The following is a 19,939-nucleotide window of genomic DNA, read 5'->3' as shown; positions in this document are numbered from 1 at the left end:
TGGCGCGCTCACGCTTCGGCTCCCGGCTGCCTTGGCCGGCTCACATCCTACGGCGCAGGGTGTCCATCCGGTCGGCATCAGCCGCAAGCTGAATGCGGGCCGACAAGAGGTAGCTCTTGTCGGTGGTGATCATGATGGGACGGACTTCGACACTGCGGATGACGGGGAAGTCATCAACCAGCGCGGCCAGCCGCAGCAGGATCTCCTCGGCCGGTTCGACATTGGCCACCGGCAGCCCCTTGTAGCCGAACAGGCGCGGGGAGGCTCCGGGAGTGCGCACCATGTTGCGGGCGTCGAGATCGGTCAGGGGAGCGACTCTGTGGGCAACGTCGTCCAGCAGCTCAGTGGAGTCACCGGCGATTGAGAACGACACCATGGGACCCAGCAGCGGGTCCTCACCGGCCCGAATGACACACCCCACGCCCGCCGGAGCCATAGCCTGCACGTCGATCCGACGGTCATCATCGTCATCAAGAGACTGCGCAATGACGTCCGCGATGCCGTTCCAGTCGCCCACGAGCTCCGCCTCGGACTGAATGGCAAGGCGCACTCCGCCGAACTCAAAGCGGTGGCGCAGCTTCTTGTGCACAGCCTTAAGCGCTACCGGGTAGCCGATCTTTGCCGCCGCTTCCTTGGCCTCTTCGACCGTAGCCGTCGAGATATACGGCAGCACCTCGATGCCGTAGGCGTCCAGAAGAGCGTGCGCGGCCTCATCAGTCATGGTCACCCGCGGCGAATCGGCTTCCGCCAGGCTGCTTTCGATGATCTGCCGGGCCCTGCGGCTCTTCAGATCCGTGAAGATCGGATAGTGGCCGTGATCGGACTTCTTGTACACCGCGTACTCGGTGGCCCGGGCAAGCGCCCACACGGCTGCTTCGGGGCCGCCATAGGAAGGCACGACGTGCTTCGTGCGCTCGCCGGTTTCGGACCGGGTGTAGGACGTGAGCATTTCGTCCTTGCCGTGCACGCCGAGGAAGCAGGCGACGGTCGTCTTGCCCGACTGTGCGGCGGCATCGGCAATGGCCTGCGCCATCTGCGATGACGAAACACTGGGAGAGGGGGTGATGATGACGACGACCGAGTGCACGTGCGGGTTGGCATACACCTGCCGCAGCTCAGCTTCGAAGTCGTCGACCGTGGCCTCCGGGTGCAGGGAGACAGGGGCGGTGCCGAGCTTCAGCCCCTCCGCGCGGACGCACTGCTCAACGAGTGTGGACAGGGCCGCGGAATTGCCCACAATGCCGACGCGCTTGCCGGCCGGCAGCGGCTGCGTGTCGAACACCTGTGCGATGTCGTACATCTGGCTGACCGAACGGGCGCGAATAACACCGGCCTGCGCAAGAACCTGATCCATGGCGCTGGCCGACAGGGACGATACGCGCACCGCGTGCCCCGGCGGAAGCTCACCGCCGGTGAGATCGGACTTGATGACGATGACGGGCTTATTGCGGGTGACCCGGCGGGCAATGCGCGAGAACTTGCGCGGATTGCCGATCGATTCGAGGTACAGGCACACGACGTTCGTGGCGGGATCTTCCTGCCAGTACTGCATCATGTCGTTGCCGGACAGGTCTGCGCGGTTGCCGGCGGATACGAAGGTCGAAATGCCGATGCCGCGCTCGCGGGCTGCCGCGAGCATTGCGGTGCCCAAAGCGCCCGATTGGCTGAACACGCCCACGTGTCCCGGATCGGGCAGGAACGGCGACAGCGAGGCGTTGAGTTCGATATCCGGGTCGGAGTTGAGCACGCCGAAAGAATTCGGACCGATCAGGCGCATGCCCCACGTACGCGCGGTTGTGAGCACCTGCTCCTGCAGGCGTGCGCCGTCTTCGGAAGTCTCGGCAAAACCGGAGGAGATCACAACAACGCCCTTCACACCCCGTTCTGCGCAGTCGCGGACAACCTGGGGGACAGCTGCCGCCGGCACCGCGATCACGGCGACGTCGATGTCGCCCTCAATGTCATCGAGACTCGACACGGTGGGCAGCCCCGCAACCTCGGAGGCCTTCGGATGGACGATGTTGAGCCGACCGCGGAAACCGCCGGCGGTCAGATTGCGCAGGAGCAGATTGCCGATCGAGGCGCGGCTGCGAGAAGCGCCGAAGACCACAATCGACTTCGGGTGCAGAATGCCGCGCACCGACAGCGCCTCAGCGCGGTGCTCACGCGAAGCGAGCACCTGCCGGGACTTTTCAGTGGGGTCGATGTCAAAGGCGACAGCCACAACCCCATCATCGAATTCGCGGGTGATTTCATAGCCGGCTGCGGCAAACACCTGCAGCATGGGCCGGTTCTGCGGCAGAACCTCGGCAACAAAGCGGTCAATGCCCATTTCGCGGGCCGCGGCGGCCAGGTGCTCCAGCAGAATCGAGCCGATGCCGCGGCCCTGGTGGGCATCCGCAATGTTGAATGCGACCTCGGCGGAATTCTCATCCAGGCGGTCATAGCGGCCGATGCCGATGATCTCGTCGCGGATCGTCATGACAAAGGCCACGCGGTCGCGGTAGTCGACAGTGACAAACCGTTCGAGGTCCTTCTCCGGGATCTGCTTGATCGGGGCGAAGAACCGCATGTAGATGGATTCGGCCGACTGGCGGGAGTGCATGGCCTGCACACCGTCGGCATCGCTTTGCAGAATCGGGCGCAGACGCGCCGTCGCACCATCGCGGAGGACAACGTCGGCTTCCCAGGACTGTGGATAGGCGCTCATAACACCCAGCTTAGGCCCCGCAGACGCTCCCGCCTAGCCCTACGCGCGGGTGGCAGTAGACAATGGTCGGATGGACCTTCCACAGCGACTCATCGCCGACATCCAAGACGCCGGCTACTATCCGCAGATCGCAGCGACTGCAATAGCAGAAGCCCTGCTGGACGAACCCGTGCTCGACCACCTGGTCTACACCGACACCCACATGGACCTCGACACCATCCACCGGCTGGTGAGCGTTTTCGTGCTCACCCCCACCCGGCTGGTGTTGGCCCGGGTTGACGACGAACCGCACCCTGAGCCCGGCTGGAGCGAACCGCGCGCCCTGTGCAGCACAGAAGAAGTCGCACTTGATCGGCTCGCCGCCCCGGCGATCTTCGCAACCTACGCCGATCCCGCCCACTACCGTCCCGGCGACAGCCCGGTGGAAGTGCAGCTCATCATGTCCTGGGGCGCACGCAGTCGCCTGGAGGTGTTCCCCGAAACCTGCGGCAACCCCGAATGCGATGTTGACCACGGCTTCAGCGGCGGCAGCTTCAGCGAAGACGTGGCGCTGCGCGTATCCGCTCAGGCAGAAGGCCAGCAGGCCGTCGACGCGACCGTCAGCTTCGCCCACACGCTGCGCCGCGTCATCCACGCCGCCCGCACCCAGCGGCAGTAAGCGCAAGAACTCCTCCAACCGCACGGCAGTGCGGAACCGAAGCTCCGCCTCGTCAGACAACACAGCCGCACACAACTGAGAAAGCCCAGCGTGACACAACAGCTCCACCCGCCGGATTACGCGAACAGCCCGCTGCTGTCGGACATCGTTCCCGCCGCGGCAGCCGCACTGGATGCCCAGAGCGTGCTGTCGGCCGATCAGCGCCTGCGCACCGAGACCATCCTCAGCGGCAGTGCAGCCCAGGCGCGCGTGGTGATCGTCGTGCTCATCGACGGAATGGGCTTGGAGCTGCTGCGCGCCCGCCGGGCCTACACGCCGTTTCTGCGTTCGGTGGGACAGCACCTGCGGCCCGGCAGCGCTGGTTTCCCGTCGACCACCGCGAACTCGCTGTCTTCGCTCGGCACGGGAATGCTGCCCGGCGGGCACGGCATCATGGGCTACAGGCTCCTCGACCCCGAAAGCGGCGAGGTGTTCAATCAGCTGACCGGCTCCAGCGAAGTCGACCCGAGCCGGTGGACCCCCGACACCACACTGTTCGAAAGGCTTGCCGCGACCGGGCTGGACGTTGTGCAGCTGGGAGAGCCGAAATTCTCCCGCGGGGGACTCAACGCCGCAACCCTGCGCGGGGGACGCTTCCGCGGTTCGGACTCCTGGGAGCAGCGGGTCCGCCACGCACACGAAGAAATGCGCGCCCCTGGACGTCGGCTCGTCTACTTCTACTGGGGCAAACTCGACAAAACCGGACACCAGGCCGGCTGGAATTCCGACCAGTGGATCGAACAGCTCGAACAGGTCGACCAGATGCTCAGCAGCCTGGCCGCAGCACTCGGACCGGACATGACGATGATCATCACCGCCGATCACGGCATGGTCGACGTCGCCCACCGCAACCGCATCGACCTGGCCGAACACCCCGACCTCACCGCGGGGCTGGCTGCAGTCGGGGGAGAGCCGCGCGCGGCACACCTGTACACCCGGGCCGGTGCCAGCGATGACACGGCGGAGGCATTCCGCGCCCACCTGGCAGGCAGAGGCCGCGTCATGACTCGTGACGAAGCGATCCGCGAAGGCTGGTTCGGGGAAGTCGCACAAGCCTTCCGCGCTCGCATCGGCGACCTCGTGGTGGTGTGCGACGAAACAGCCGCCGTCGTTGATTCGCGCACTGATTCGCCGTCGGCTCTGAGCCTGCTGGGACACCACGGGGGAGTGAGCTCAGCCGAACTTTCCATCCCGCTGCTTGTGCTCGAAGGCTGAGTTCGCGCCTTCCCGCACTGACGAGGTGTCTGTCAGCACCTCGCGCGTGCTCGCCTTGCCGCGGAACAGCCAGGACCGGTAGGCGAAATAGCGCATAATGTTGCCCAGCAGCAGCCCGATGCCGTTGCCGGCGATGTTGTCGGCAAGCAGCGATGTGAAGCCCAGAAGATCGTGGGAGATCCACAGGGTCAGCAGCGCAATGCCCATTCCGGCGGCATTGACGGCAAAGAACAGGACGCCTTCGAACGCGGGCCGGTAGCGCGGCTGCTGGTCGGCAAAGGTCCATCGTCGCGAACCGATCCAGGAAACCGCTGTTGCGCACAGCACCGCGAGGGTCTTCGCCAACACGGGGCGGCCCTGAAGGGCCGTCAGCATGAGCAGATTGAAAATGCCGACGTCGACGAGGAAGGCGACGGTCCCGACAGCCGTGAAGCGGCTGATTTTGACCAGTTCGCGTCTTTTCTTGCCCACGGGCCAACTATAGGCCGCGAGAACCGGCATCCAGCCCGATGGCATTGGGCGACATTGGGTGCGGGTCACTCAGAGTTCCGCCAGGTGGCGCCCGCTAGAGTGAAAGCGTGTCTTTTCCACGTATTGGTGTAATCGGCGGCGGTCAGCTGGCGCGCATGATGGCGCCCGCGGCCGAAGCTCTGGGCGTTGCGTTTCATGTTCTGTCAGAAGCCGAAGGGTCTTCTGCCGCGCAGGTTTCAAGCCGGGTGACCGTCGGGGACTACAAGGACCTCGACACGCTTCGCGCATTCGCCGAAACGGTCGACGTCATCACCTTCGATCACGAACACGTGCCGACAGAACACCTCGAAGCCCTTGTGGCAGCCGGACACAGCGTCCATCCCGGGCCCCACGCACTGGTCTACGCCCAGGACAAACTCAAGATGCGCGCCAAAATGGACGAACTGGGCCTGCCCAACCCCAGGTGGCGCGAAGTCGCCGACACCGAGTCCCTGCAGACTTTCGGCGATGACATCGGCTGGCCGATCATCGTGAAAACTCCCCGCGGCGGCTATGACGGCCACGGGGTCAAGCTCATCAGCAGTGCCGATGAGGCTGCCGACTGGTTCGGCACTGGGCCGCTGCTGGCAGAAGAGGCCGTTGACTTCACACGCGAGCTGTCCGTTATGGTCGGCCGTTCGCCCATGGGCCAGACTGCCGTGTGGCCGGTTGTGGCAACCCTGCAGGAAGGCGGCATCTGCACAGAAGCGGTCGCACCCGCACCCGGGCTCGACTCGGACAAGGCAGCGGCGATCACAGCTGACGTGCTCACTGTTGCCGAATCGCTCGAAGTGACGGGCGTTATGGCCATGGAGATGTTCGAAACTGCTGACGGCTACATGGTCAATGAACTGGCCATGCGCCCGCACAACACCGGCCACTGGACCCAGGACGGTTCGATCACCAGCCAGTTCGAACAGCACCTGCGGGCCGTTCTCGACCTTCCGCTGGGCGATCCGGCGCCGAAGGCGCCGGTGACAGTTATGGCCAATGTCCTCGGCGGTGACCGCGAAGACCTCTACCGGGCTTATCTGCACGTTCTGGCCCACGACCCTCAGATCAAGGTCCACATGTACGGCAAGGACGTGCGTCCCGGCCGTAAACTCGGACACGTCAACCTCAGCGGTGAGAACGTCGAAGCGGTTCTGGCGCGCGCTCGCCACGCGGCGCACTTCATTGCCGGGACTGACACCAACCCTCATCCCGACCTGCCCTGACGGAGGAGCAGACATGAGCACCACGCCGAAAGTCGGCATTGTCATGGGGTCCGATTCTGACTGGCCCACCATGAGTGCCGCCGCCGACATCCTGGAAGAGCTCGGCATCGAGTTCACGGCGGAAGTCGTTTCCGCCCACCGTATGCCCCACGACATGATCGACTGGGGCACTCGGGCCGACGAGGCGGGATATTCCGTCATCATCGCCGGGGCCGGAGGCGCCGCCCACCTTCCGGGCATGCTCGCCTCTGTCACGTCCCTGCCGGTGATCGGCGTCCCGGTGCCGCTGAAGCACCTTGACGGCATGGACTCGCTTCTGTCGATCGTTCAGATGCCCGCCGGCGTTCCGGTGGCAACCGTGTCGATCGGCGGGGCGAAGAACGCAGGTCTGCTTGCCGCTAGGATCATCAGCGCCGGGCGCGACGATGAATCTGCGGCTCTGCGCCGACGCCTTGACGACTATCGCCTCGAACTGGGGCGTGCCGCTGAAGAGAAGGGCCGCGCGCTCAAGCGCCGGCTCGAAGAGCACAGCTGAAAGGGAATCCAATGTTCGATGTTTACAGGCTCACCGACGAGCACGAAGAGATCCGCGCCGCGGTGCGCTCTATTGTCGAAGACAAAATCACCCCCGCCGCAGCCGAAGTCGACGCTGAGGCACGCTACCCGCAGGAAGCACACGATGCCCTGCTGGCCACCGACTTCTTCGCCCCGCACGTGGCCGAAGAATACGGCGGCGTGGGCGCAGATGCCCTTGCAACCTGCATCGTGATCGAAGAAGTGGCCCGCGGCTGCATGTCGTCGTCTCTCATCCCGGCGGTCAACAAGCTCGGCTCCATGCCGGTGATCCTCGGCGGCGGTGAAGAGATCAAGAAGAAGTACTTGTCGCAGCTGGCCCAGGGCCACGGCTTCTCCTACGGTCTGTCCGAACGCGAAGCGGGTTCGGACACCGCGAGCATGAAGACCCGCGCTAAGCGCGACGGCGACGACTGGGTGCTCAACGGCGTCAAGACGTGGATCACCAACGCGGGCGTTTCCGACTTCTACACCGTCATGGCCGTCACTGATCCTGACGGTCCGCGGGGCCGCAATATCTCCGCGTTCGTTGTGGAGAAGGACGATGAGGGCTTCACCTTCGGCGAAAAGGAGCGCAAGCTCGGCATCAAGGGCAGCCCCACGCGCGAACTGTTCTTCGAAGACTGCCGCATCCCGGGCGACCGCATCATCGGTGCCGAAGGCGAAGGCCTCAAGATCGCCCTGCGCACCCTCGACCACACCCGCGTGACGATTGCCGCGCAGGCTCTCGGCGTTGCCCAGGGCGCACTCGACTATGCGATCGCCTACGTCAAGGACCGCAAGCAGTTCGGCAAGTCCGTGTCCGACTTCCAGGCGGTGCAGTTCATGGTCGCTGACATGGGCATGAAGCTCGAAGCCGCCCGCCAGCTGACCTACGCCGCGGCTGCGAAGTCAGAGCGCGATGATGACGATCTGGGCTTCTTCGGCGCCGCGGCGAAAGCATTCGCCTCGGATGTCGCCATGGAGATCACCACTGACGCGGTTCAGCTGCTCGGCGGCGCCGGCTACGTTGTCGATCACCCCGTTGAGCGCATGATGCGGGATGCGAAGATCACGCAGATCTACGAAGGCACCAACCAGATTCAGCGTCTTGTCATGGGACGCAAGCTCCTGGGCTGAGAGACGATTCCCGCATGAGCCAGCGCAGACAGCTTCAGTACGCAGACCCCATCCGCAATCCCAAGCGAAGCCCGGAGTATGTCCGGGACCGCCGCGGGTGGTGGCTGCTGCTGTGCTCTGCGCTCATGCCGGGTTCCGTACAGAGTGTGCTCGGCGCTTCGCGGAAGTTCACCCGAACAGCGCTTTGCATCACACTCGGCACGTGGGTTCTGCTGCTGGCGGCCATCATCGTCGGGCTGTTCAAGCGCAGCTTCTTCTTGACGATCGGCACCGACCCCATCCTGTTGGTCCTGGCGCTTGTGGTGGTGCTGGCGGCGGGCATCAACTGGATTGTGTGCCTGTTGGACACCATGCGGAGGGTGCGGGTTGTCAGCTTGAGCAAGAAGACCCGGCCGAAGTTCTTGGCTGTCGGTCTGGCTGCAGTTCTGCTCGTGGGGCTGGGCACCGCGTGGGGCGGTGTGACGGTCAACGCGCAGCGGTCGCTGATGTCTCAGCTGTTTGCCTCCGGAAAGATGAAGAAGCCGGTGGACGGCCGCTACAACGTGGCTCTGCTCGGCTCCGACGCGGGCAAGGGCCGCGAAGGCATCCGCCCCGACAGCCTCACGGTTGTGTCCATGGACGCCAAGACGGGCAAGTCAGTGGTCGTCGGCATTCCCCGCAATACTCAGAACGTGCCGTTTCCCAATTCTTCGCCGCTGAAGAAGCACTTCCCACAGGGCTACAACTGCGGTGACGCGTGCCTCATCAACGCGGTCTACCAGGAAGCCGAAAAGCACGCTGACGAATACAAGGGCGATGTTCCCGCAGGTGTGCAGGGAACCGTCGAAGCTCTCGAGGGCGTGACGGGTCTGGAAATCCAGTTCTACGCGATGATCGACCTCAAGGGCTTCCAGAAGCTCATCGACGCCATGGGCGGAATCCGCCTGAATTCGGAAGTGCGGGTGCCGATCTCCAGGCCGATCAATCCGGCCACGGGCAAGCACTACCCGCCCAAAGAGTGGATTGAGCCGGGGAAGAACATCAAGATGGACGGTCGCACGGCCCTGTGGTATGGCCGTTCGCGCGAGTTCGCCACTGACTATGAGCGCATGGTGCGCCAGCGCTGCGTGCAGGAAGCCATGCTGCGGCAGATGGATCCGGCAACCCTCATGACGCGCTTTACAAAACTCGCCGCTGCAGCACCGGATGTCGTTTCCACTGACGTCCCGCAGCGTCAGGCCGATGACTTCATCAACCTCGGCATGAAGGCGAAGTCGCAGAAGATGCTCTCGGTTGAGCTCACACCGCCTCATGTCACACCCTCACACCCCGACTTCACGGTGACCAAACAGCTGGTCAAAGACGGAATTGAGAAGTCCAAGAAAGAGGACGAACAGGCTGCCCCCGGCCTTTTCGGACCAGCACCGGCGCACGCTTCCGAAAAGAAGCCGAAGCCGAGCTCCATCTGCTCGGTGCCCAAGTGAATCATCCGAATGTAACCTTCGCTTCACTCTGATGTCGCTTTGCGCGGCCACGGCGTTCACTGTGGACTTCTACTGTGGCCGGACGCTAAGGTTGCAAGGAGAAGATGTTGAAGCTACAAGGCTCACTGGCCAACTACGCCTGGGGTTCGACCACCGCCATTCCCGCCCTTCTCGAACAGGCTCCCACTGACGAACCCATCGCCGAAATGTGGTTCGGTGCCCACGAAGCCCGTCCGTCGCAGGTCGTGTGGTCCTCGCCAGCATCCGAACAGGCCTACGGGGTCGCGGTTCTTCCGCGCACTCTCTCTGACATCATCGCAGAAAGCCCCGCGGCTGTTCTAGGTGAAGAATCCGTGAAGACGTTCGGTCCCCGCCTTCCGTTCCTGATGAAGCTGCTCGCAGCGGACAAAGCCCTGTCCATCCAGGTGCACCCTGACCTCGAACAGGCCCAGGAGGGCTTTGCGCGTGAGAACGCCGCCGGCATTCCGCTGGATTCGCCGCACCGAAACTATCGCGACGCGTGGCACAAGCCCGAACTCATCTACGCGCTGTCTCCGTTTGATGCGCTCACGGGTTTCCGCGAACCCCGCGCGATTGCCGCCACTGTTGATCGCCTGCTGGATGCCGAGGTGCCGGGAACCCACGCGGCACTGCTCACGTGGCGCGAAGTCCTGGCCGGTGAGAACCCGCTGCGGGACTCCATGAACCTTCTGCTGGGCACACCCGGTTTCGGCGCCGTCGCTGACCGTCTGGCCGCCGCTGACATTGCCGAGGCCTCACCTGAGTGCGCTTCGCGCATCGGCTGCGATATCGACCCCGTCGAGATCCTGCGGATGACCAACGGCGACTTCCCTTCGGATGCCGGGGCGCTGGTTGCGCTCATGCTCAACATGGTGCGCATGCTTCCCGGCCAGGCACTGGCCATGTCAGCCGGAATCCCGCACGCCTATCTGCGCGGTCTGGGTGTCGAGATCATGGCGTCGTCAGACAACGTCGTTCGCGGTGGCCTCACCAGCAAGCACATCGACATTCCGGAACTGCAGCGCCTGGTGCGCTTTGAAGTCCAGAAACCGCACATTCAGCACGCTGACAACAGCGGCAGGCTGGACACCGGCTGCCGTGACTTCGGACTGCAGGTCATCAGCTGCGCAGACAACCTGCAGCTCGGCGAAGAGGGCCCCACAATCGTCCTGTGCACCTCGGGTTCGTTCCAGGTGAGCACCGGCCACGGCACTCAGCAGCTGCAGCCAGGGGACGCCTATTTCATCGGAGCTGACGAAGCGCCCGCCGCGTTCACCGGTCAGGGAGCCCTGTTCGTCGGCGGTCTGGGCCGCTGACGAACCCCAGCGCATAAACACAGGTGAGGGGCGGTCGTGATGACCGCCCCTCACCTCGTTCGGAGACACCCCGACACCCAGCAGCAACAGAAACACCCGATAGCAGTGACGGCTATCGGGTGTTTCTGTTGCTGCTGGGAGCTTTTGTTCAGGCTCAGACCTCGGCAACCTGCATTTCGGGAATGTCACCTTCGACAATCAGCTTCGCCTGCGTCTTTTCGGTGATTTCCTCGACCGTGACACCGGGGGCGCGCTCAACGAGCTTGAAGCCATCAGGCGTGACGTCGATGACGGCGAGGTCCGTGATGATGCGCTCAACAACTCCCTTGCCGGTCAGCGGAAGTTCGCACTTGGTCAGCAGCTTGGGCGAACTGTCGCGAGCCACGTGGTCCATGATGACGAAAACGGATTTGGCGCCGTGCACCAGGTCCATTGCCCCGCCCATGCCCTTGACCATCTTGCCGGGGATCATCCAGTTGGCGATGTCGCCTTTCTCATCGACCTGCATGGCTCCGAGAATCGCCGCATCGATTTTGCGGCCGCGGATCATCCCGAAGCTCTGCGCCGAATCGAAATAGGCCGCGCCCGGGCGCATGGTGACAGTCTCCTTGCCGGCGTTGATGAGGTCCGGGTCGACGGTTTCGCGTGTGGGGTAGGGGCCCACGCCCAGCAGGCCGTTTTCGGACTGGAGGACCAGCTGGACATCGTCGGAAACATAGTTCGGGACCAGGGTGGGCATCCCGATGCCGAGGTTGACGTAGCTGCCGTCTTCGAGTTCCTGAGCGGCGCGGGCAGCCATTTGGTTGCGTGTCAGTGCCATGTCAGTCCTCCTGCACCGTGAGCTTTTCGATGGGCTTGTCAGCGGCTTCTTCCGGGCTGAGCTTGACCACCCGGTGGACGTAGACTCCCGGCAGGTGAACATCCGCGGGGTCGATCTCGCCCGGCTCTACGAGTTCTTCGACCTGGGCGATTGTGATGCGCCCGGCCTGGGCGGCAGGCGGGTTGAAGTTCTGCGCAGACTTGTTGAACACGAGGTTGCCGTGACGGTCGCCCTTGGCCGCGTGGACCAGAGCAAAATCGCACGGCAGAGATTCTTCGAGAACATAGGTCTGCTCTTCGCCGAAGGTCTCAAACGTGCGCTCTTCTTTTGCGGGGGAGGATTCGACGACATTGCCGTCAGAGTCGTAGCGCCACGGCATTCCGCCTTCGGCCACCTGGGTTCCTGCGCCCGTGATGGTGTAGAAAGCGGGAATTCCTGCACCGGCGGCCCGCAGCTTCTCTGCCAGGGTGCCCTGCGGGGTGAGTTCGACGGTGAGCTCTCCGGACAGGTACTGGCGGGCGAACTCCTTGTTTTCGCCGACGTATGAGGAGATCATTCTGCTGATCTGCTTGCTCTCAAGCAGAATGCCAAGGCCCCGGCCGTCGGTGCCCGCGTTATTGGATACGCACGTGAGGTTCTTTGCGCCCTGATCACGCAGTGCGCGAATGAGATATTCGGGAATTCCGACGACTCCGAAGCCGCCTACGGCAATGCTGGCGCCGTCAAAAATGTCTGCAACCGCCTCAGCGGGTGATGAAACTTCTTTGTCCATGCTGAAAACCTACCACGTGCCGCCGAGGCCTTCCGAAAGCGTTCAGCCCAGGGTGAGGACTGCGCCCAGCAGAGCTCGCAGCGCGGCCGTGAGCTCCTCATCGTCAGTCGGCGCGGCCGTAAGAACAGCGTCAGGTCCCGGCTCGGTCGGGACCGGAACACGCAGCTGCCGACCCGGAAAGTCCAAACGCAGCTGCCGTGTTTCAGCCAGCGGCACCACGTCTGGCCTGGAGCGGACCTCCGTGATGAAGTCGAGGAAGTCTGCGGGCACATCGGTGCTCAGTGCCAGGGGTTCTGTGGCGTAGACGAATACCTCGTCGGCGGCGAAAGCGGCCTCCGCATTCTCCAGACCTGCGGGCACAAGAGCGGCGTGAGGGTGATCGGGACCCGGCGTGTCCGGGTCGAGTACGGACACCGGCAGACCCAAGCCTGATGCTGCGAGCAGGCCGGCCGCAGCCCTCCAGTGCAGATGGCCGTCTGTGACGACCACAAGTCCGGCCACGCCGAAGTCCTCCCACAGAGCGGTGGACTTATAGATCCAGTTGGCGAAGACGGCGCCGGTCAGCTCCAGGTGCCCTGTCGGTCCAGACCAGCGGACGGCCGGTTCAGAGCGGGCGGCGAGCTGAGCGATGAACGAAGCGAACACGGTCCTCCTGGGGTGTTTGGTAAACAGGTTGATCAGGGCACGACTATGCGCACATCGGCACCGCCGCCGTCGGTGCGCACCTCGGTGTCGGCGCCCAGACCCTCAACCCATAGGGCTGAATTGAAGCGCTCGACAAGGGCTCCAAGACCCAATGCGGCGCGAGGGTCTGTCACCGCGGCACTGGTGGCCGGTTCGATAAGCACGCGGGCGCCGGAGCCCATGGGCAGAAAGCGCCAACATTCTTCCCCGGGTACGCGAGCCGGTCCGGACCGGACGGTCGCAATGGCGCGGCTGACGTGGGCGAGGATGTCCTCGTGGTGTGTGCCGGACAGCGGCCTCAGGCCCTCCGGGTGGGCGCCCAGAGCACTCTGGCACGCCTCAACCCAGCCCAGGCGGAACCACGGGGCCAGGCCGCCGACTTCGTCAAAGCTCTCAGCGGGACGTTCGGCGGCCGCGTCCGACACGACGGGGCGGCTGCTGTGTGCGCGAATGATCGCGAGTGTTGAATCCTCGGCTGTCAGCGCTGCGGTCCCGGCCGCGTGGTCGGCGATCCTTTGACCGACGACCCCGTACGAGGCGAGGCTCGCCGCCCGCTGTCCGTGACGGAAGGGGTGGGGGAGGTCCTGGAAGATGACGACCCCGATATCGGCCAAGAAATAGGAGCGCAGCCAGGCACAGGCATCGGCGGCCCACCGGTGCGGCTTGTGCACCGGGGCGATCACCGCCTCGCCCGATGTGCGGTGACCGCCGTTGAATTCCACGGTGCCGTTGACTGTGAGCGTCAGGCGCACGGGTGCGCCGTTGAACGACCGCGATGCCACGAGCGTGCGCGTGCTTGCCGCGGTGCTCGCCTCGACCTCCGGGCTGCCTGCCTGCAGCACCCGGCCCTGGCATGTCGAGACGAAGTCTGCGCGCACGGCGATGATGTCATCGTCGCGGATCTCCACGCGAGCCCTGTCGATGTCGGCAGCGATCAGGGCTGCAGCACGGTCCGTGTCCAAAGGGTTGGGCGGAAAGCTCGCGGCGATTCCGAATGCCGTGGCAAGCGATGTGCGTGCCATCAGCCCCACACCGTGGAAAGTCCGTCCTCGGGGCGCGCTGATGCGGCCTCGGCAAGGAGCTCCTCAAGTTTCGCATCGGCTTCTTCACCGCCGAGCAGGGCGCGTGTTTCTTCGTCCAGCCGATCAGCGCCGATTGTCAGAACCCGGGCGCGGGTGCCTGAGAGCGCGTCCACCATCCCCGGCAGGCTGAGCGCCGGTGCCGCCGTGAATTCAGGCCGTTCGTCGACGGCGAAGATGACGACATCGGCTTCGCGAATCGACTTGAGAACACCCGGCGCCGCCTTGGCGTCGTCGAATCCGGAGCGGACAATGCGCTTGGCGTCGGTGCGGCGCTGTGCAATGTAGCGGCGGGCCGGCCAGGCTTCGTCAGACTGCGGGCCGGAAACGACGGCCATGGTTTCGACCGCGGTGTCGGTCAGGGGCAGGACCGTGAAGTCCGGGGCGTAGCGCTTGGTCATAGCCTGCGTGACTGCGCTCAGCCCGTAGCCTAAGCCCATGAGTCGGCTGCGCAGAACGGCTGCTGCCAGCTGACGGTCGTTCATGGAGAACCACTCCGCATCTACCCGGAATGCGGCCAGTTCAGCGGCTGCCCCGCCGGGCACGGGGGAGGTCGGGGGTATAAGGCAGGCGTCGATGTCGGGGCAGAATCGCAGTCCGTGGACGGTGACATCGGTGAGCGTAGATGCAACCACCGTGAGCTCAGCTGCGGTGTGCTGCATTCCCGCCTGGCGAACATCGGCGATCACATGGGTGAGTCCGTCGGTGACGGGCAGGACGGTGATCTTCATGAGGTCATCATGTCATCCGGCGTCAGCGCGCGCCGAATCGGCACTGGATGTTCTTTTGGGCGTGTCGCAGCGGCGCTGTTTTCCGCCGATCTGGCGTCTTTTCGGGCTTCGAGACGAAGAAAAAATGAAAATTCATGAAAAAACTTCACCCACCCTACAGATTGTGGTACGGGAACGGAAGGGCGTCCATATATTGTGTTTCAACTGCTCGCCAGGTGGGAACATCCGTTCTATTATTGGGGGTCGAGTGGGCGAAATAACACGAGTGCGCTTGACTAAAGCGGAATGACACACGTGTAATTTAACTACGGCACGTCCCGCAAGGACGGTCGTAGAAAGGGGAAGCACGTGTCAGAAGCGCGCAAATACAAGAGTTCTCCGCAACGTCCGGCTCCCAGCGTCACCGAGCGCGCGGCTGAGGACTGGTTCGTTGATCCCGCGCACTCATCCCCGTCCTTCGTTCCGGACCCGCTGTCTGTCGATCCTACCGAGCTCAAGCCGATTTCCGGTGGACCCGATGCAGGCATTTCGAGCATCAGTCCGCTGGCTCTTCTGCTGGGCGAAGGCGACGGAGGTCTTGACTGGCAGGACCAGGCCCTGTGCGCCCAAACGGACCCAGAGGCTTTTTTCCCTGAAAAGGGCGGATCCACCCGCGAAGCCAAAAGGGTGTGTGCTTCCTGCGAGGTCCGCGCAGAATGTCTCGAATACGCGCTGTCGAACGACGAGCGCTTCGGAATCTGGGGCGGGCTGTCAGAACGGGAACGGCGACGTGTGAAGAAGCAGGTCGTGTGAACTCCACGGATTTGGCAAAAGGGGCGAGGCGCAGGCCGTCGCCCCTTTTGTCAAACCTGACCAGCCCCGGCGGGCGCGGCCTGTGCTCAACAACAGGCATCAGCCGAACATGAGCTCTACCAGTTCGGTCAGCTCCGCATCGAGAATCTGGCCCCGCTGTTCACCCGTGGGTGCCAGTGCGCGCAGCGGAAGATAGTTCACCTCGATGATTCCGGGGCTTTCCTGTGTTCTCTCGTAGGCAAGAGCGGCAAGCCCCATCGATGTTGTCAGCCCCTGTTGGCCCGCTGGCGGAACCCAGCGCAACCGCAGCTCATAGTCTGCGGCGCCGACGCCTCGGGCAGTAAGCAGTTCAGCCAGGAGCTCCGCCCCAGCCCGCTCCAGCTGCTCCCAACGGGGTGCAGACGCTGGAGCGTGCGGCGGCAGAGTCGAACCGCGGAAATCACGATGCCTGGACACGGGCCCTCCCTTCCGGCCCAGCGTAGACGATCAAGAGCAGCTGCGGCTGTACTACACTGCCTGTGTGTTTCGCACCTGTTCCAAGCTCGGCTGTCCCTTGCCCGCCAACCGCACGCTGACCTATGTTCATTCCGAGGCGTGCATCGTCATCGGTCCTCTTTCCCAGCAGCCCGAACCGGGAGCTCACGACCTGTGCGAAGTTCACTCCGACAGGATCACCCCGCCACGTGAGTGGCAGATCATTCGCCTGGAAACCGAGGGACCGCCCATTGAGCGGACCCGCGATGACCTCCTGGCAATCGCAGACGCCGTTCGCGAAGCCGAACCCGAAGCGCCCGACGGGCGCAAACGCGGGCACCTGACGATCATCGAGGACACATGAACCGATTTGCACGTGAACGCCGCACCGTCGGCGCCTACGACGTCCGCGGGCTTGTCGGAGAAGAACTCACCGACGACTTCATCTTCGCGTTCGGCTGGGCCGTCGCCCGCGCCGCAGGGGAGGAATGGGGAAGCTCGCAGATCCTCATCGCCCACGACATGCGGGAAACCTCACCGCGCTTTGCTTACCTGCTGGCAGCCGGCAGCCAGCAGGCAGGACTACAGCCGCGCAACATCGGCATGGCATCGACCGATCAGCTCTACTTCGCCTCCGGCGAATTCGGTCTTCCCGGATTCATGGTGACTGCCAGCCACAACCCGGCCGAATACAACGGCATCAAAGTGTGCGGCCCCGGCGCATCGGGAGTGTCGCGAGCCGACCTCCTGGGCGCGGCGCTGGAGCTGTTGGACTCCGCACCGCAGCGGCCGAACAGCACAGCCTCTACGACGGCTGTCGACAGTGCGTTCGGTGTCGACGAAGAGCTTGCGCATCGGGTTGTACAGGGCTTTGCCCAGCGCATCCGCACCCTCACGGGCCTGGGACGGGTGGGGGACATCACGGTCGTCGTCGATGCCGGCAGCGGTATGGCCGGGCTGACTGTTCCGCAGGTGCTCGGCAGTGCGGCAGGCCTCGATGCACTGAACATCACCGTGCGCGGCATGTACATGGAGCCCGATGGCACATTCCCACACCACCCCGCCAATCCGCTTGACCCGGCCAACCTGGTCGACCTGCAGAAAGCCGTTGTCGCAGCCAGCAGGGAATCGAACCAGCCGGTTATCGGTCTGGCCTTTGACGGTGACGCCGACCGCTGCTTCTTCGTAGACGAAAACGGCGACACGGTTTCGGCCTCAGCGATAGGGGCGATGACCGCGGTCAATGAAATCCGCCGGGTTCGGTCTGACGAGCAGCCGGTTGTGCTGCACAATCTGCTCACTTCGCGTTCATCAGTGCGATGGGTTGAACAAGCAGGCGGAAAACCGGTGCGCACGCCCGTGGGGCATTCGGGCATCAAACAGGCCATGCGAGCCAACAACGCGGTTTTCGCCTTCGAACACTCCGCCCATTACTACTTCCGCGACTTCTTCGGGGCGGATTCCGGTCTGCTCGCCGCAGGCCACGTTCTTGCAGCCGTTCACGATTCCGGGAAGCCGCTGAGCGAGCTCGCCGCCGATTATGCGCCGGGACCCATGAGCGGTGAAATCAATTCGCGGGTGGAAGATCAGCAGGCCGTGCTGGACGCCGTGGCCGAGGCCGGCCAACGCGGTGAGTTCGGCCCGGTGACGATTGATCGGCTCGATGGGATCACACTCGACGGTGAGGACTTCTGGATCAACGTGCGCACCTCCAACACGGAGCCGCTGGTGCGGCTGAACGTGGAAGCCTCAAGCCAGCAGCACACAGACGAACTCGTCGCTGCCGCTCTGGCCATTATCCGCCGCTAAGCCGCACCCGGGGCGCGCAGCGACGGCGCGGAGCAGTTCCTACTGCAGACGCAAGCCGTGCGGCAGCCTGTCCATGCGGCTGGCGAAGACCTCTTTGGCTTTCTGCGCCTTCTGTGCGCGCCGGTAGCCCTCCCAGCGCTGGAACTCCACGATCGTGGCAATGAACTCTTCGGGCAGGGTGCCCATCGGGGGTGCCGGGGCAGCGTAGTTGTTGAGCTCATCGGCGATTTCGACCGAGCGGGCCCACCTGGATTCTTCTGTGTGCATGTGCGCCGTGGTGAGGAACTGCGCGGCGCGGTGCTGCAGGGGTGCAGGGATGGGCGAAATATCGGCGCTGCGCGCCCAAGCCGCCAGTTCGGGTTTGACGTGATTGGTGCGCGCCGCGGGCAGCTTCGCCCGTTCGCTGATGGCGATGGTGCCCGCCAGGTGGTCGCCCAGGCGCTTGGTGTCTGCAGAGAACAGGCCCACGAGAGCCGCAACGCCGCCGCCGGAGCCCAGGATCTCAAACGGCCACAGGAGCGCGCGGATGAGGCTGTGGCGAAAAGCCAGAGCGCCTCCGTCGTCGCGGACAATCCGCAGGCCGAGGGCGAGCTTGCCGACCGAACGGCCTCGTGTCAGGTACTCGACAATGCAGGGCACGCCCACGATCGTGAAGATTGTGGCAAGAAACGCAATTGTCCCGGCAAGCATTTCGCTTTGGTAGGTGCCGATTCTGCCGAGGAAGTAGGCCAGCCCGATGAGATAGGCGATGTTGACGATCATGTAGATCAGGAAATCGATGGCGCACGAGCCAGCCCGCGCCATGAGGGAAGCGGGGCGGATGCTCAGGCTGATGGCCTCACCGGTGACGAGTCTGCTCACCCTTATATCCTCGCATATTCGCCGCCGGGTCAAGATGCCTTAATCTGGTCTTCATGGATCCCATTCTGCTGGCCGCACTGAACTCGCCGGACTGGAAAGAGCTGCAGCGCCTTTCGAAGAAGTCTCGCCTGTCCGGCCCCGAGGTGGCAGAGTTCAACCGCCTGTACCGCAGGGCCAACAAAGACCTGTCGCACCTGCAGACGGTCGCTCCGGAATCAGACGTCGCGGTCTACCTGAGCAGGGTTGTTCTGCAGGCGAGGGTTCACTTCGGCTCTGTTCCCGGTTCTGCGAAGTCGACGGCCATGCGCTTCTTCGGGCAGTCGCTGCCGGCGGCACTGTATTCGCTGCGCTGGTACTTTGTGGGCGTCTTCGTGCTGTTCACCGGTGTTGCCGTGGGCGCGCACATTTGGGCGGCCACGACCCCCGGTCTGCTTGACTACATGCTGCCGCCAGCAGCGCGGCGCGAGATTGCCGAACGCGGCTTCGTCGCCTACTACCGTGAAAACCCCAATTCGGTCTTCGCCGTGGGCGTGTGGGTCAACAACGCCTGGATTGCCGTGCAGTGGGTGGTGCTCGGGATCACGGGGTTCTATGTCATCGCCGGCATCATCAGCAACGCCGCAAACACCGGTGTGACGGCGGCCATCATGTATGACGCCGGCTATGCGGAGGACTTTTGGAAGTTCATCCTGCCCCACGGTGTCCCGGAGATCACCTGCATCCTCATTGCCGCTGCCGCAGGGCTGAAGATCTTCACGTCCTGGATCATTCCGCGGAACATGACGCGGCGTCAGGCTGTGGCCAAAGAGGGCCGTTCGCTCATCACAGTTGCCATGGGGCTCGTAATCTTCCTGTTCCTGTCCGGCCTCATCGAGGGCTTCATCACCCCGTCCTACATGCCTTTCGGAATCAAGATGATCTTCGGAGCCGTACTCACCATCGGCATCGTCGCCTACACGATTGCGCTGGGCCGTCCCGCCTACCTCGCGGGTCTCGACGGGGACCTCGAAGAGGAGCGCGCCGGCTACCGCACCGTCACCGTCCAGTAAGCCTGACCACAGTCAAAGCCGTGGTCT

At 64.0% G+C, this 19,939-nt stretch carries 20 protein-coding genes; 11 read left to right on the top strand and 9 right to left on the bottom strand.

Features of this window, described 5'->3' with window-relative positions; genetic code table 11:
• Positions 1–40 precede the first annotated feature (40 nt).
• Positions 41–2,710 (bottom strand): bifunctional acetate--CoA ligase family protein/GNAT family N-acetyltransferase, encoded by a 2,670-nt coding sequence (locus HMPREF2757_RS10970; protein WP_070576751.1) that lies wholly within the window; start codon positions 2,708–2,710, stop codon positions 41–43.
• Positions 2,711–2,780: 70 nt separating this feature from the next.
• On the opposite strand from HMPREF2757_RS10970, the gene HMPREF2757_RS10965 reads away from it, so the two are divergent.
• Both HMPREF2757_RS10965 and HMPREF2757_RS10960 read left to right on the top strand, forming a co-directional pair.
• Positions 2,781–3,368, top strand: coding sequence for a DUF5998 family protein (locus HMPREF2757_RS10965; RefSeq protein ID WP_070576748.1), 588 nt, complete (start codon positions 2,781–2,783; stop codon positions 3,366–3,368).
• A 90-nt stretch (positions 3,369–3,458) separates the two neighbouring features.
• Entirely contained in the window at positions 3,459–4,622 is a 1,164-nt protein-coding gene (locus HMPREF2757_RS10960; protein WP_070576744.1) for an alkaline phosphatase family protein, read from the top strand.
• Here HMPREF2757_RS10960 and HMPREF2757_RS10955 read toward each other — a convergent pair.
• Entirely contained in the window at positions 4,581–5,093 is a 513-nt protein-coding gene (locus HMPREF2757_RS10955) for a GtrA family protein (protein ID WP_070576741.1), read from the bottom strand. The genes HMPREF2757_RS10960 and HMPREF2757_RS10955 overlap by 42 nt on opposite strands.
• Before the next feature lie 107 nt (positions 5,094–5,200).
• Here HMPREF2757_RS10955 and HMPREF2757_RS10950 point away from each other — a divergent pair, with 107 nt between their 5' ends.
• The 5 genes from HMPREF2757_RS10950 (at position 5,201) to manA (ending at position 10,841) form a co-directional block, all read left to right on the top strand.
• Positions 5,201–6,349 (top strand): 5-(carboxyamino)imidazole ribonucleotide synthase, encoded by a 1,149-nt coding sequence (locus HMPREF2757_RS10950; RefSeq protein WP_070576738.1) that lies wholly within the window; start codon positions 5,201–5,203, stop codon positions 6,347–6,349.
• A gap of 13 nt (positions 6,350–6,362) precedes the next feature.
• Entirely contained in the window at positions 6,363–6,884 is a 522-nt protein-coding gene (gene purE / locus HMPREF2757_RS10945) for a 5-(carboxyamino)imidazole ribonucleotide mutase (RefSeq protein WP_070576736.1), read from the top strand.
• An 11-nt stretch (positions 6,885–6,895) separates the two neighbouring features.
• A complete protein-coding gene (locus HMPREF2757_RS10940) occupies positions 6,896–8,041 on the top strand; it encodes an acyl-CoA dehydrogenase family protein (protein ID WP_070576734.1) in 1,146 nt (381 codons plus the stop codon).
• 14 nt (positions 8,042–8,055) lie between these two features.
• Positions 8,056–9,504 carry an LCP family protein gene (locus HMPREF2757_RS10935; RefSeq protein WP_070576731.1) on the top strand — a complete coding sequence of 483 codons (1,449 nt, stop codon included), beginning with the start codon at positions 8,056–8,058 and terminating at the stop codon, positions 9,502–9,504.
• A 104-nt stretch (positions 9,505–9,608) separates the two neighbouring features.
• Positions 9,609–10,841, top strand: coding sequence for a mannose-6-phosphate isomerase, class I (gene manA / locus HMPREF2757_RS10930; protein ID WP_070576729.1), 1,233 nt, complete (start codon positions 9,609–9,611; stop codon positions 10,839–10,841).
• 154 nt (positions 10,842–10,995) lie between these two features.
• Here manA and HMPREF2757_RS10925 read toward each other — a convergent pair whose 3' ends face one another.
• Genes HMPREF2757_RS10925 through HMPREF2757_RS10905 form a run of 5 tightly spaced genes read right to left on the bottom strand, consistent with a single transcriptional unit; the run spans position 10,996 to position 14,927 of the window.
• On the bottom strand, positions 10,996–11,661 hold the full coding sequence (locus HMPREF2757_RS10925) for a CoA transferase subunit B (RefSeq protein WP_070576726.1): 666 nt from the start codon (positions 11,659–11,661) through the stop codon (positions 10,996–10,998).
• A gap of 1 nt (position 11,662) precedes the next feature.
• Entirely contained in the window at positions 11,663–12,433 is a 771-nt protein-coding gene (locus HMPREF2757_RS10920) for a CoA transferase subunit A (RefSeq protein WP_070576723.1), read from the bottom strand.
• A gap of 42 nt (positions 12,434–12,475) precedes the next feature.
• Entirely contained in the window at positions 12,476–13,078 is a 603-nt protein-coding gene (locus tag HMPREF2757_RS10915) for a hypothetical protein (protein ID WP_070576720.1), read from the bottom strand.
• A 32-nt stretch (positions 13,079–13,110) separates the two neighbouring features.
• A complete protein-coding gene (locus tag HMPREF2757_RS10910; protein ID WP_070576717.1) occupies positions 13,111–14,139 on the bottom strand; it encodes a coenzyme F420-0:L-glutamate ligase in 1,029 nt (342 codons plus the stop codon).
• Positions 14,139–14,927, bottom strand: a complete 789-nt coding sequence (locus tag HMPREF2757_RS10905) for a 2-phospho-L-lactate transferase CofD family protein (protein WP_070576714.1) — start codon at positions 14,925–14,927, stop codon at positions 14,139–14,141. Before HMPREF2757_RS10905 ends, HMPREF2757_RS10910 begins: the two co-directional genes overlap by 1 nt.
• 348 nt (positions 14,928–15,275) lie before the next feature.
• Between HMPREF2757_RS10905 and HMPREF2757_RS12185 the strand changes: the two genes are divergently transcribed.
• Positions 15,276–15,719, top strand: coding sequence for a WhiB family transcriptional regulator (locus HMPREF2757_RS12185; protein WP_305366933.1), 444 nt, complete (start codon positions 15,276–15,278; stop codon positions 15,717–15,719).
• A gap of 99 nt (positions 15,720–15,818) precedes the next feature.
• Here the strand turns inward: HMPREF2757_RS12185 and HMPREF2757_RS11785 are convergent, their stop codons facing one another.
• Positions 15,819–16,175 carry a hypothetical protein gene (locus HMPREF2757_RS11785; protein ID WP_141750265.1) on the bottom strand — a complete coding sequence of 119 codons (357 nt, stop codon included), beginning with the start codon at positions 16,173–16,175 and terminating at the stop codon, positions 15,819–15,821.
• A gap of 64 nt (positions 16,176–16,239) precedes the next feature.
• Here HMPREF2757_RS11785 and HMPREF2757_RS10895 point away from each other — a divergent pair, with 64 nt between their 5' ends.
• Positions 16,240–16,557, top strand: coding sequence for a DUF3499 family protein (locus HMPREF2757_RS10895; protein ID WP_070576711.1), 318 nt, complete (start codon positions 16,240–16,242; stop codon positions 16,555–16,557).
• Complete coding sequence (manB, locus tag HMPREF2757_RS10890) at positions 16,554–18,002, top strand: phosphohexomutase domain-containing protein (protein ID WP_070576707.1); 1,449 nt, start codon at positions 16,554–16,556, stop codon at positions 18,000–18,002. The genes HMPREF2757_RS10895 and manB overlap by 4 nt, the downstream gene beginning before the upstream one ends.
• Before the next feature lie 39 nt (positions 18,003–18,041).
• Here the strand turns inward: manB and HMPREF2757_RS10885 are convergent, their stop codons facing one another.
• A complete protein-coding gene (locus HMPREF2757_RS10885) occupies positions 18,042–18,863 on the bottom strand; it encodes an RDD family protein (RefSeq protein WP_070576704.1) in 822 nt (273 codons plus the stop codon).
• Positions 18,864–18,916: 53 nt separating this feature from the next.
• Between HMPREF2757_RS10885 and HMPREF2757_RS10880 the strand changes: the two genes are divergently transcribed.
• A complete protein-coding gene (locus HMPREF2757_RS10880) occupies positions 18,917–19,912 on the top strand; it encodes a stage II sporulation protein M (protein WP_070576701.1) in 996 nt (331 codons plus the stop codon).
• The last annotated feature ends 27 nt before the right edge of the window (positions 19,913–19,939 follow it).

Origin of the sequence: Brevibacterium sp. HMSC063G07, assembly GCF_001810665.1 — a bacterium.
Classification (GTDB): Bacteria; Actinomycetota; Actinomycetes; order Actinomycetales; family Brevibacteriaceae; genus Brevibacterium.
This window is presented reverse-complemented; position numbering and strand designations above follow the sequence as displayed.